Source organism: Mammaliicoccus sp. P-M59 (assembly GCF_022386135.1).
GTDB classification, from domain to species: domain Bacteria; phylum Bacillota; class Bacilli; order Staphylococcales; family Staphylococcaceae; genus Mammaliicoccus; species Mammaliicoccus sciuri_A.
This window is the reverse complement of the sequence record NZ_JAJNJJ010000046.1, coordinates 1-267: the sequence shown is the minus strand read 5'-3', so window position 1 is coordinate 267 and position 267 is coordinate 1. Positions and strand designations below refer to the sequence as shown.

At 36.0% G+C, this 267-nt stretch carries 1 rRNA gene; it reads right to left on the bottom strand.

Annotation, left to right across the window (positions count from 1 at the left end):
* Positions 1–179: 179 nt before the first annotated feature.
* A 5S ribosomal RNA gene (rrf, locus tag LQ617_RS15925) occupies positions 180–267 on the bottom strand; the annotation flags it as partial.

The following is a 267-nucleotide window of genomic DNA, read 5'->3' as shown; positions in this document are numbered from 1 at the left end:
TACTTTCAGTACTCAATTATTGGAATTAACGTTGACATATTGTCATTCAGTTTTCAATGTTCATTTTGTCTCACAAGAAACTATTATACACTTGTTATATTCTTGTGTCAACATTTAATTCAATTTATTTTTCAAGAAAATTTCAAGAAAAAAAGACCCAAGGGTCAAAATTGAATTTTGCCCGGCAACGTCCTACTCTCGCGGAACGTAAGCCCAACTACCATCGGCGCTAAAGAGCTTAACTTCTGTGTTCGGCATGGGAACAGG